The following is a 10,851-nucleotide window of genomic DNA, read 5'->3' as shown; positions in this document are numbered from 1 at the left end:
GCCAAAATCCAAATATATCAACACATGCCTTGAACACGAGCCCCAACCACAACCAGTGGTACAGCTTGATTTTTTTCTTTTTCCTTACTAAGTTAGAGGCAAGATCCCTTTTATAATTCATTTAACTATAACATTTTAAAAATTTAAAGATATTCCGCACTTGACGGTTGTCAACCGACAATCAGCGGCTGTAATGGCCGGAGACTCTGTCCGGCATGAATCTGAATTTAAATATTATTAAATAAATTCATAATGCCGTCAAACACAAATAAACAAAACCTATCCATCCAAAATACAAGCGGAAAGGAAGAGGAGGTCTGTCCCGAATCTCAATCCCCGGGCCAAATGACCCGCTGCATAAAAAGACTCTCAAACAAAGAGCGGCTCCGCATCCTACTCCAGTCTTTCAAAAAGGATGACAAGGTCTTGTTAATAATCGTAGCAGACCCTGACGCCATGGCAAGTGCATTCGCAATAAAAAGGCTCCTTGCCAGGAGGGTCGAAGAGGTCTCGATTGCCCATCAGAACGAGATCATGCGGGTGAACAACATCGCGATGAAGGATCTGCTGAAGATACCGATGCAGCGGCTGCGATCCGTCAAGAAAGAGGCCTTTACAAAATTCGTCCTACTTGACTCGCAGCCGCCACACAACCCTGACCTAGCCGTCATCTCATACCATGCAGTAATAGATCACCATCCTCTCACTGAGGGATGGACCGCCCAGTTTATCGACATAAGGCCAGAATACGGGGCCACCTCCACCATGATATTCGAATACCTCAAGACGGCCAAGATAAAACCATCCGTAGCCCTCGCCACTGCACTCTTTTACGGCATCAAATCAGATACCCAGAATTTCACCAAAAAGGCCACACAGTCTGACATACTGTGCTTTCAACACCTCTTCAAAGGCATAAACCAGCAGCTGTTAAACAAGATAGAGACCTCCGACATAAGGCGGTCTGAGCTTAAATATCTGAAATTGGCCTTTGAAAATATGAAGGTAAGCAAACAGCGTATCTATTCACATATCGAAAAGGTGACTAACCCCGATATGCTTGTGGTTGTGGCAGACTTCCTCACCCACGTACATGATATAGGATGGGTCATCGTCTCAGGGGTGTACGGCGACAAATTGATAGTGATATTTAGATGTGACGGCTATAAGAAAGACGCCGGGAAACTTGCGGCCAGGGTATTCGGCGCTATAGGCTCGGCAGGCGGACACAAAGAAAAGGCCAGGGCCGAAATCCCACTGAAAAATCTGACGGAAACCATGGCTATGAAGTTTACGACCTCTACACTGCAAAGACTGGTGCTAAAGCACTTGAACTAATTGAAACCCAATAATCACCTAATGGAGGTATTGATGACGCCGAAAGTCGTCGCAATGGTACTTGCTGGTGGAAGGGTGGGAGAACTTGATGTCCTCACCTACTTCAGACCGAAATCAACACTGCCTTTTGGAGGACTTTATAGGATAATCGACTTTCCATTGAGCAATCTCATGCACTCAGGGATAGAGCGGGTCGGGATACTGAGCCAGTACCGCTCCTCCTCCCTTATCGAACACATTGGTACAGGCTCAGCCTGGGACATGACCGGCAGGAACCGTGGAATAAATCTACTGCCGCCCTTTCACGGTCTCAATGCCTCCGACTGGTACAAGGGAACCGCCGACGCAGTATACCAAAATCTTGACTTCATCAGCTCACACAACCCGGATCTTGTCATGGTCCTCTCAGGCGACCACGTCTATAAAATGGACTATCGGGCCATGCTGGACTTCCATATAGACATGGATGCCGACGTAACCGCTGCATTTGTAAACGTTGAAAAGGTCGAGGCGTCGAGATTCGGTCTGGCCTGTTTCAGACACGATGACCCAAGGGGCGGATATATTACCGAATATGCGGAAAAACCGTCCTCTCCTATCTCAAACTGGGCGTCCCTCACTATATACATCTTCAAGATCAAGGTCCTTGAAAGGATTTTGAATGAAAATGCCGGAATGGAATCACATGAATTTGGAAAGGATATCATACCTTCGATGATAGGCAGGTTCAAGGTATATGCCTATAAATTTAGCGGATTCTGGGGCTACAGTCGCACAATAAAAGAATACTGGAATACCAACATGGCCCTTCTAGGGAATACGCCCAAAATAGACCTCGACAATTGGCAGGTGCGGACGAATCTAGACCACGAAGCCATAAGGGACAGGGGGCCTGCCATCATCGGTCCGAATGGATTGTGCGAAAATTCTAGATTCTATAATGGGGTAAAGATAAATGGGTGCGTCAGGAATTCGATCCTCTTCCCCGGCGTCAAGATTGAAGAAGGTGCCCAGATTACTGATTCAATACTATTTTTTGACACCCATGTCGATCAAGGGGCCGTAATCGACCATGCAATCATCGACATAAATACGACCATAAGCAGGGACTCAAAGATCGGGGGGGCTGAGGCCATTACCGTGATCGGCGCGAATGCGCAGATACCAAAAGGCATGAATATCAAAGAAGGTACACGAATCAAACCGGGATTTAAAGGCAATATCTGAGGCTAATGAGGAAAAACCGGCCAAAACGCCTCGAGTTTTTCAATTGCCTCGTCTATGGCCCTTGGCCCAGGGCCACAGGTATCGAAGGCATATACCTCCTCTGGCAAGAGTATACTGTCGCATGTACATTCCCTTAGCACCGCATAGACCCCTTCGGCCAGGCCATAGTGATTATAACCCCCCTCAAGACAAAAAAGTATACGTCCTTCAGCAGTCTCTTCGGCAATGGCAATCAGAAGTCTGGCGAGATAGGCAAAACCCTTAAACGTAACCTCCATGCCGCCGAGCGGGTCGTCTTTATAGATATCAAAACCAGCCGAAACCAGCACGAGCTCGGGTGCAAAGGCCCTAGCTATCGGTAGAAACAGCCTCCTGAAGACTGCGGCATATTCCATATCACCTGCCCCGGGTCTGAGTGGACAATTTACCGTAAAGCCCAATCCATCTCCCATGCCTATCTGATCCACTGCACCGCTTCCAGGATAGCATGGATACTGATGGCTGGAAAAATAAAGTATGTTGGGGTCGTGATAAAAACTGTCTTGCGTACCGTTTCCGTGATGCAGATCCCAATCGACTATAAGCACCCTCTTCAGCCCCAAGACCTTCCTGGCATAATGGGCACCGAGGGCTACATTGTTGAAGAGACAAAAACCCATGGCCTTACCCCTCTCCGCATGATGACCAGGTGGACGCACCAGGGCAAGGCCGCTAGAGAACTTGCCGCTGAAAATCGCATCAAGAAGGCTGAAGACCCCGCCGACGGCAAGGCATGCCGCCTGCCATGAACCATTACTTGTTATTGTGTCTGGATCGAGTTGTGTAAAATTGTGAAACTGTGTCTCTTCGATGCGCTCGATATATCCCTTATTGTGGTTCCAGGCCAGTTCGTCCTTTATGGCCATCCTTGGGGCAATGGTCTGATAGAGACCTTTTGCGTCACCTTTGTCAAGTCTTTCATAGACGGCCTTCAGGCGCTCAGGTGACTCTATATGACCGAGACCAGGTATATGTTCCAAAAATCTCTGATCCCGCACAACACCGATGGTTTTTTTGAGGATTGTTGCATCCGTATCGTGCATCTAGTGTGCCCCCTTGTGATCATTTCCTTCATGGCAGACACCTCCGACATGGGCAATATCCTGCCTTGAAGGCCTCCTCGCGAGAATAAAATATCATTGTATGCAATTTTGACGTCTGTCTTCCATATGGGCAGGACGGCCTATGAAACCGCATCGAGGCCCTATTTCCGATATAATAATGCTCGGGCCTTGCCGGCGGCACCGACCACATCCCCCTCTTTGCGCCTATGGCCCTCACCTGGAGATTCAAAAGCCCATGGTCCGGACGGACCAAATGATCATAAGCGCATACGGTTGCGAGACCTTCCGAGACCAATACATCCTGCACGCATCTCCCGTCGGGAAGAAAGATCTGAGCAATAAGCCTTTGGTGCCTGTCTCTCTCTTCGGCCCTATCTATGACAAGCCTAACCGTCTTCCCCTGCACGAGATCCCTGTTGCGCCTCAATGCCTCATATCCGAACGGCTCGGCCTCCATGTCATCATGCCTAATCTCTGGCGCGTTCACACCTTTATAGCGCACATGTTCGCCATTATCTAGGACTATCGTGTCGCCGTCGATGACATACCTTACCCTGGCTGTGACTTCATAAACGCCTTGGGCAAATGAATCCGACGTTTGAAATACGCAACAGAACAAGACCAGCGTAAGAATAAACAGACCAAAAACGACCCGGACCGATCTGTCATTCCTTCTGTTCAAGCCCATGGCCGGTAAGTCTCTTCAGCGCCTCAAGGTATCTAGCCCTTGTCTTTTCAACTATCTCGGATGGAAGTGCAGGACCGGGCGGCTTTTTGTCCCAGCCAATGGATTCCAGGTAATCCCGCACAAATTGCTTGTCAAAACTAGGCTGAGGACCGCCAGGTCTATAGGAATCGACCGGCCAAAAACGGGACGAGTCAGGTGTCAGGACCTCATCGATCAAGATCAAGACCCCGTCAACCAAGCCGAATTCAAACTTGGTGTCAGCTATGATAACCCCTCTTTCCCTTGCATATACAGAGGCTGCAGAATAAATATCCAGAGCTGTATTCCGGATTGTCTGTGCAAGGTCTTTGCCGACAAGCTCAATCATTTTCTCAAAGGAGATGTTCTCGTCATGGCTACCAACAGCAGCCTTTGTGGAGGGCGTAAAAATCGGCTCAGGCAGGGCCTGCGACTCTACAAGCCCTCTAGGTAGTCGTATCCCGCAGACAGCGCCAGTCTTCTTGTAATCACTCCAACCTGACCCTGACAGATATCCCCTTACGATACACTCGACCGGCAGGGGTGAGGCCTTCTTTACAAACATACTCCGATCCTTGAGCTGGTATTCATAAGGCCTCAAGACATCTGGATACCTTGATACATCTGCGGTCAGAAGGTGATTCGGCACCCTTTCCTTTAAAAAATCAAACCAGAAGAGGGACATCCTTGTAAGTACCTTACCCTTATCCGGGATAGGGGTTGGAAGGACAACGTCAAAGGCCGACAAACGATCTGTAGCCACAATCAGGATATCGCCGCCAACTTCATAAATGTCTCTCACCTTACCACGGCTAATGAGCCTTATACCCCTAAGATCCGTCTCAAAAACAGGCATTAATGCCTCCTTTAAAAATTCAGACATAAAGCGACAAACCGGCCCTTGAATCCCCTCCATTGGTCCCGGCGTTATTCTTTTTATATTTCATGGCCTTGTTCTCCATCTCGGCCTTTATAATTTCCTGTCTTGCAGCCGCCTCTTTCATCAAGGCCTCTTGGGCCACCCTGTAATCCTGCGGCGATGGATCAATCGGTGCAAGTGCAGCCATCCTTACCTGTTCCATCTTCCTAACCGTATCTTCCGGCGAAATGCCGTCTGAGACATCAATAGGCACCTCTCCGCCGACAATATACAGCCTCCCGTCAGGCCCGACTCGATATTCATAACTTACGGCCCCAGCATAGTTACCGCCGACCACTTTGTGTGCCATCTCATGGGCAATCACCTTCTGTTCAGTCATTTTCAACTGCTGAACCACCCGCTCGACATCCTGTTGCCGCACGCGGTCACCAACGGCCTTGCGATCGAAACCTATCTCGCCCTTGCCAGAACGATCATTGCCACGAGAATTCGGCTCGTAGTTATATTCGTATATCTGATATTGATTCTGTTGATCTATCTTCATGATCAGCCCTGAATCCCATACAGAGCACAAAGACCTCTACGCTTTCAGGTCTAGAACTCCTGGGCTTTATCACCTTAGCCGATCTGAAATGTCGCCTACATCCCTCAAAAAAACCAGGAAAATCCCGTCCTTGAAAGACCTTACAGAAAAAGGCCCCACCTGTATTTAAGACCCCAAGTGCCAAATCAAGCGCCCTTTCGGCAAGAGATATTGACCTCAAATGATCCATATCCTTGACCCCGCTAGTCCTTGGGGCCATATCGCTTAATACAACATCAAACGCAGGTGCAATCTTCCTGAGATCTGATATCTCGACATCAAAGGCGTCTGTCTTCAAAAAAATCGCATTAGCAGGGAGAGTTAAAGGCGAATCGAGATCAACCGCCACAATGCGGCCCCTTTCCCCTATTACTTGCGCGGCATATTTGGTCCAGGAACCTGGGCTTGCGCCAAGGTCAACAACCATCTGCCCGGACGTAAGAAAACCGTATTTCTCTTGGACTTCCTTAAGTTTATAAACAGAGCGGGCCTGGTAGCCTTCTTTTTTAGCCCTTCTGAAATAGAAGTCCTTGATCTCTTTCATCAAACCCTCAGGAATTAATTTTTATTTAATTATAGCATATTATCGGCCTACAGGTAAACAGCGCTGGAAACAGGAAACCTCTTTTAGCCTTTCCAAGGATCTATTTATAGCATATTATCGCCCCTTGAAAAAATAGAATCTCGACAGGAGACCTCTGCAAGACCATGCCAAGAAGGGGAAAACGCAGGCAAGGCCAGGAAATTTTAGGAGAAGCCGACATCGAATCACTCTCTCATGACGGCCGCGGGATTGCACATATAGACGGAAAGATCGTTTTTGTAGAAGGGGCGCTTCCCTCGGAGCGGGTAAGGTTCAGATACAAAAAAAGAAAGGCGGGCCTTGACGAGGCGCAGGTGGTTGAGGTCTTAAATCCTTCTCCCGACAGGGTCAAGCCGGGGTGTCCACACTTCGGACTTTGTGGCGGGTGCAGTCTCCAGCACATAACGCATGATATGCAAATCCGTATAAAAGAACAGGCCCTCATTGAAAATCTAAGGCACTTCGGCGGCACCGAACCAGCTGAGATCCTTCCTCCTCTCGTCGGTCCGATATGGGGCTACAGGCGATCCGCCCGTCTGGGTGTAAGATACGTTAAAAAAAAGACAAGGGTCCTCGTGGGTTTCAGAGAAAAACAAAGCGGCCTCATCGCCGACATAGATTCCTGCGCAGTGCTCGATCCCAGGATAGGGGACCTCATAGCAGGGCTCAAGACGCTCATATCAGGCCTCAGGGCGTTCAAGACCATACCACAGATCGAGGTCTCGGCCGGGGACGAGGCGGCCGCCCTGATATTCCGCTGCCTCGAAGACCTTGAGGATGAAGACATCGAGGCATTGAAGAACTTTGGCAAAACCCACTGTGTCCACATCCATCTACAGCCAGGCGGTCCCGATACCGTTACGCCCCTCTGGCCTGAGACTGAAAACACCCTTTCTTACCGCCTGCCAGAATTTGACGTAGAGATATCTTTCAAACCCGGTGACTTCATCCAAATAAATGGGGCGCTGAACAGACTTATGGTCTCGGAGGCCGTCAATGCCCTTGCACCCACACACCTAGAAACCGTACTTGATCTCTTTTGCGGCCTCGGAAACTTCAGCCTCCCGATCGCCCGAACTGCAGGCCGTGTTATAGGCGTCGAAGGAAACTTGGCCATGGCCTTGGGGGCCGACAGGAACGCAATGCGAAACAATATAAAAAATGCCGTCTTTTACGCGGCTGATCTCTCAAGTGATCCTTCATGCGCCCATTGGGCAAATGAAATACCTGACAAGGTCCTAATCGATCCGCCGCGATCAGGTGCGCCGGAAGCGATAAAGCACCTCTCCAAAACAAGACCATGGAGAATCGTATATGTCTCGTGCAACCCGGCAACGCTTGCAAGGGATTCAGCAGTGCTCGTCCATACAGGCGGCTACCATCTCAAAGGCATAAGGGTCATGGACATGTTTCCGCATACATCGCATGTAGAGGTAATGGCCGTATTCGAAAGGTAACAAAAAACACCTAAACCCTTGCCGCCCTGCAGACCGGGTTATAGAATCTATCTTCACATACGCCCCCTGGTTTCAGGTAAAGACGGCCGTGCCACTGTCGTCCGCCTAAGGTCTTTTGGGTACTGATGCCGGAAACACGAAGGAGAAGGACATATTATGAAAAAGATACTCGCTGTCATGGGGTCGCCGAGACGCGACGGAAATACAAACACCATCCTCGACAGGCTAATCTTCGGGGCCAAGGAGGCCGGTGTGGATTGCGAAAAAGTGGATCTTAACACGCTCAAGATGTCACCTTGCATTGAATGCGGGGGCTGTAACGAGACAGGGATATGCATCATCAAGGACGACATGACCCCGATCTATCAAAAGATCGCCACTGCAGACTGGGTGATCTTGGCATCGCCCATATTTTTCTACAACATAACATCCAGGACCCAGGCCTTGATCGAGAGATCGCAGGCCTGCTGGGCTGGCAAATACCTCTTAAAGCGTGGGCCATACGGCGGCAGACGTAGAAAGGGTATATTCATATCGCTCGGCGCCACCAAAGGAAAACTTCTCTTCGACGGCGTTACAAGGACCGTTCGCTATTTCTTTGATGCGATAGATGCAGACTTTGAAGGTGCACTGCTGTACCGCGGCATAGATACCAAGGGCGCCATAAACAAACATCCAAGTGCCCTCAATGAGGCGCAGGAACTCGGCGGATGCGTTGCAAGGGGTGATGATGTCTCAAGTCTACCATATCTCTACCGCCCATAGGAAATTTTGTTATAATACTTAGAGTTAAGTAGATCTTTAATCTTTAAATAAATAGGTTTCAAATGACAGGATATGACTCAAGGGACCGACAATTGCTGATTAACAGGGCGCTGGATGACCTTATAAAGGCCATTTCCGAGACGGTAATCGTGAATTCGCCAAAACTTATTGAGCTCGGGGGATGGGTCTCGTCCGCATTTGAAAACGGCGGAAAACTTCTGCTCTGCGGAAACGGTGGAAGCGCAGCGGACTCCCAACACATCGCGGCGGAGTTCATAAACCGCTTCCGTCTTGAAAGAAACCCGCTCCCAGCCATCGCCCTCACCACTGACACGTCGGTGATTACAGCTATCTCAAACGACTATGGCTTCAATTATGTCTTTTCCAAACAGATAGAGGCCCTGGCATCACCAAAAGATGTGGTGATCGGCATCAGCACGAGCGGCAACTCCCAAAATATCATCTTCGCTATGGATACAGCCAGGATCAAAGGGGCAAAGACAGTGGCCTTTACAGGAAAAGGCGGTGGGAAGATGCCTGCCCACGCCGACCTCGTCATCACGGTTTCGTCTTCAGATACCCCGCGGATACAAGAGGTGCACATATTTATAGGCCACCTTTTGTGCGATATCGTCGAACAGGAAATGTTCGGCGGCAAGCGCCATGGATGAACCAAGAGTCAATCGCCTAATACCTAAAGGCATGGGTTTCCGAGGCCTAAGTCTTTCGATGAAAGGAAAAGAAATGGAATTATTGTGCCCCGTTGGGCGACTGTCTCCGGCGGCCTGGCGGTCCTTGACGAGTCAGAAAAATAACTAACCGATTTGAAAGGAGATTTAGATATGCCCATCTATGAATTTGTCTGCTCAGCTTGTGGCAATGAGTTCGAGGCCCTTGTCATAGGTTCAAAGGGCAAAACCGCGTGCCCTAAGTGCGGGGATGACAAAATCCAAAAAAAGATGTCAGTCTGTGCGATTAAATCTGGATATAAATTCACAGGCACAGGCAAAAAGGCCCAGGGCGGCTGCAGCGGTTGCAGCAGTTCAAACTGCGGTTCGTGCGGGGGTTGACCTTGAACAGATTGACATTAAGGCTTGGGACAAGGAAGAGCGTGCTTGCGCTTACGCAAAGCACATGGGTTAAAAACAGGATCGAGGCCTTAAGGCCCGATGTCACAATAGAACTTGTTAAGATAACGACCAAGGGTGACAAGATACTAGATGTGCCCCTTTCACGGGTGGGAGGCAAGGGGCTGTTTGTCAAGGAGATAGAAGAGGCCCTTTTTGAAAAAAAGATAGATTTCGCTGTGCACAGCCTCAAAGATGTGCCTGCTGAGCTGCCCAACGGCCTTGAAGTCAGCATCTTTCCGAAGAGGGAAGACATACGTGACGCCTTTATCTCGAAGACCGGTCTGCCCATCGACAGGCTTCCGGAAGGTGCGAAGGTGGGCACGAGCAGCCTCAGGCGTATGGCCCAGCTGAGGGCGATAAGACCTGATTTGAATATCGTCTCCCTGAGGGGTAACCTGGACACAAGACTCAGAAAACTGGCTGAAGGGGAGTTCGACGCCATTGTTCTTGCATCTGCCGGCCTTAAAAGACTTGGCCTTGAAAAGAAGATAACCCATTACATGCATCCCGAGGTCATGTTTCCTGCCGTAGGGCAAGGGGCCCTCGGCCTGGAATTTAGGGGCGACGATGCAAGGATACGCGATATCCTAAACTGCATACATCACGAGGAAACGGCCATATGCATAAAGGCTGAACGCTCATTTCTGGCAAGGCTTGAGGGCGGCTGCCAGGTGCCAATAGGTGCATTCGCAGAAATAGGCGGCGCGGGCATTATCCTCCACGGCCTGATAGGTGACGAGGCTGGGAAAAGAATCATCAAAATGACAAAAGAGGCCGGCAGAGATGAGGCCGAATGGCTTGGATATACTCTTGGCGGCGAAATGCTTGCCGCAGGTGGGGCGGAGATATTAAGAGAGACATATGCAAGATGACAGATCGGTGCAACCAGGGAAAATAAAGAGGCCTGGGAAGGTATATCTTGTGGGCGCAGGGCCAGGAGACCCTGGTCTTTTGACTATAAAGGGCAAAAAGATCATCGAAAACGCCGATGTAATCATCTATGACCGCTTGGCAAGCCCAAGGCTCATGTCATTTGCACCGCCTGATGCGGAACGCATATATGTAGGGAAGAGGATAGG

13 protein-coding genes are annotated in these 10,851 nt (G+C 49.6%); 8 read left to right on the top strand and 5 right to left on the bottom strand.

What is annotated here, in order from left to right:
- The first annotated feature begins 252 nt into the window (after positions 1 to 252).
- Both ACP5SG_RS08100 and ACP5SG_RS08095 read left to right on the top strand, forming a co-directional pair.
- Complete coding sequence (locus ACP5SG_RS08100) at positions 253 to 1,338, top strand: DHH family phosphoesterase (protein WP_237888432.1); 1,086 nt, start codon at positions 253 to 255, stop codon at positions 1,336 to 1,338.
- Positions 1,339 to 1,371: 33 nt separating this feature from the next.
- Complete coding sequence (locus tag ACP5SG_RS08095; RefSeq protein WP_237888433.1) at positions 1,372 to 2,565, top strand: glucose-1-phosphate adenylyltransferase family protein; 1,194 nt, start codon at positions 1,372 to 1,374, stop codon at positions 2,563 to 2,565.
- Positions 2,566 to 2,567: 2 nt separating this feature from the next.
- Here the strand turns inward: ACP5SG_RS08095 and ACP5SG_RS08090 are convergent, their stop codons facing one another.
- From ACP5SG_RS08090 to ACP5SG_RS08070, 5 genes are read right to left on the bottom strand one after another with little or no spacing between them, the layout of a single operon-like run.
- A complete protein-coding gene (locus tag ACP5SG_RS08090) occupies positions 2,568 to 3,647 on the bottom strand; it encodes a histone deacetylase family protein (RefSeq protein ID WP_237888434.1) in 1,080 nt (359 codons plus the stop codon).
- A 28-nt stretch (positions 3,648 to 3,675) separates the two neighbouring features.
- The gene (locus tag ACP5SG_RS08085; protein ID WP_237888435.1) at positions 3,676 to 4,356 is read right to left on the bottom strand and encodes a thermonuclease family protein; all 681 of its coding nucleotides are present in this window, start codon (positions 4,354 to 4,356) and stop codon (positions 3,676 to 3,678) included.
- Positions 4,334 to 5,230 carry a phosphoribosylaminoimidazolesuccinocarboxamide synthase gene (locus tag ACP5SG_RS08080; protein ID WP_424661358.1) on the bottom strand — a complete coding sequence of 299 codons (897 nt, stop codon included), beginning with the start codon at positions 5,228 to 5,230 and terminating at the stop codon, positions 4,334 to 4,336. Before ACP5SG_RS08080 ends, ACP5SG_RS08085 begins: the two co-directional genes overlap by 23 nt.
- Before the next feature lie 19 nt (positions 5,231 to 5,249).
- Positions 5,250 to 5,798 carry a putative metalloprotease CJM1_0395 family protein gene (locus tag ACP5SG_RS08075; protein ID WP_237888437.1) on the bottom strand — a complete coding sequence of 183 codons (549 nt, stop codon included), beginning with the start codon at positions 5,796 to 5,798 and terminating at the stop codon, positions 5,250 to 5,252.
- Positions 5,755 to 6,381, bottom strand: coding sequence for an RlmE family RNA methyltransferase (locus tag ACP5SG_RS08070; RefSeq protein WP_424661359.1), 627 nt, complete (start codon positions 6,379 to 6,381; stop codon positions 5,755 to 5,757). Before ACP5SG_RS08070 ends, ACP5SG_RS08075 begins: the two co-directional genes overlap by 44 nt.
- 164 nt (positions 6,382 to 6,545) lie before the next feature.
- Between ACP5SG_RS08070 and rlmD the strand changes: the two genes are divergently transcribed.
- The 6 genes from rlmD to ACP5SG_RS08040 form a co-directional block, all read left to right on the top strand.
- A complete protein-coding gene (gene rlmD, locus ACP5SG_RS08065) occupies positions 6,546 to 7,877 on the top strand; it encodes a 23S rRNA (uracil(1939)-C(5))-methyltransferase RlmD (protein ID WP_237888439.1) in 1,332 nt (443 codons plus the stop codon).
- Between the two features lie 156 nt (positions 7,878 to 8,033).
- Positions 8,034 to 8,642 (top strand): flavodoxin family protein, encoded by a 609-nt coding sequence (locus ACP5SG_RS08060; RefSeq protein ID WP_424661360.1) that lies wholly within the window; start codon positions 8,034 to 8,036, stop codon positions 8,640 to 8,642.
- Between the two features lie 62 nt (positions 8,643 to 8,704).
- Positions 8,705 to 9,313, top strand: a complete 609-nt coding sequence (locus ACP5SG_RS08055; protein WP_428123385.1) for a D-sedoheptulose-7-phosphate isomerase — start codon at positions 8,705 to 8,707, stop codon at positions 9,311 to 9,313.
- A 171-nt stretch (positions 9,314 to 9,484) separates the two neighbouring features.
- Entirely contained in the window at positions 9,485 to 9,712 is a 228-nt protein-coding gene (locus ACP5SG_RS08050) for an FmdB family zinc ribbon protein (RefSeq protein WP_237888442.1), read from the top strand.
- Entirely contained in the window at positions 9,709 to 10,644 is a 936-nt protein-coding gene (gene hemC, locus ACP5SG_RS08045) for a hydroxymethylbilane synthase (RefSeq protein WP_237889923.1), read from the top strand. The genes ACP5SG_RS08050 and hemC overlap by 4 nt, the downstream gene beginning before the upstream one ends.
- The coding region (locus ACP5SG_RS08040) for a uroporphyrinogen-III C-methyltransferase (protein WP_428123379.1) at positions 10,634 to 10,851 on the top strand (218 nt) is incomplete at its 3' end. The genes hemC and ACP5SG_RS08040, both read left to right, overlap by 11 nt.

The organism is Dissulfurimicrobium sp., assembly GCF_049968175.1.
Taxonomy (GTDB): domain Bacteria; phylum Desulfobacterota; class Dissulfuribacteria; order Dissulfuribacterales; family Sh68; genus Dissulfurimicrobium; species Dissulfurimicrobium hydrothermale.
The sequence above is the reverse complement of the archived record's forward strand: the minus strand, read 5'-3'. Positions and strand labels throughout refer to the sequence as shown.

What these genes read in the sequence shown, in the direction of transcription:
- rlmD (WP_237888439.1), top strand. Translation starts at nt 6,546, where the DNA reads ATGCCAAGAAGGGGAAAACGCAGGCAAGGCCAGGAAATTTTAGGAGAA.
- ACP5SG_RS08075 (WP_237888437.1), bottom strand. Translation starts at nt 5,798, where the DNA reads ATGAAGATAGATCAACAGAATCAATATCAGATATACGAATATAACTAC.
- ACP5SG_RS08080 (WP_424661358.1), bottom strand. Translation starts at nt 5,230, where the DNA reads ATGCCTGTTTTTGAGACGGATCTTAGGGGTATAAGGCTCATTAGCCGT.
- ACP5SG_RS08090 (WP_237888434.1), bottom strand. Translation starts at nt 3,647, where the DNA reads ATGCACGATACGGATGCAACAATCCTCAAAAAAACCATCGGTGTTGTG.
- ACP5SG_RS08085 (WP_237888435.1), bottom strand. Translation starts at nt 4,356, where the DNA reads ATGGGCTTGAACAGAAGGAATGACAGATCGGTCCGGGTCGTTTTTGGT.
- ACP5SG_RS08100 (WP_237888432.1), top strand. Translation starts at nt 253, where the DNA reads ATGCCGTCAAACACAAATAAACAAAACCTATCCATCCAAAATACAAGC.
- ACP5SG_RS08070 (WP_424661359.1), bottom strand. Translation starts at nt 6,381, where the DNA reads ATGAAAGAGATCAAGGACTTCTATTTCAGAAGGGCTAAAAAAGAAGGC.
- ACP5SG_RS08055 (WP_428123385.1), top strand. Translation starts at nt 8,705, where the DNA reads ATGACAGGATATGACTCAAGGGACCGACAATTGCTGATTAACAGGGCG.
- ACP5SG_RS08060 (WP_424661360.1), top strand. Translation starts at nt 8,034, where the DNA reads ATGAAAAAGATACTCGCTGTCATGGGGTCGCCGAGACGCGACGGAAAT.
- ACP5SG_RS08095 (WP_237888433.1), top strand. Translation starts at nt 1,372, where the DNA reads ATGACGCCGAAAGTCGTCGCAATGGTACTTGCTGGTGGAAGGGTGGGA.
- ACP5SG_RS08050 (WP_237888442.1), top strand. Translation starts at nt 9,485, where the DNA reads ATGCCCATCTATGAATTTGTCTGCTCAGCTTGTGGCAATGAGTTCGAG.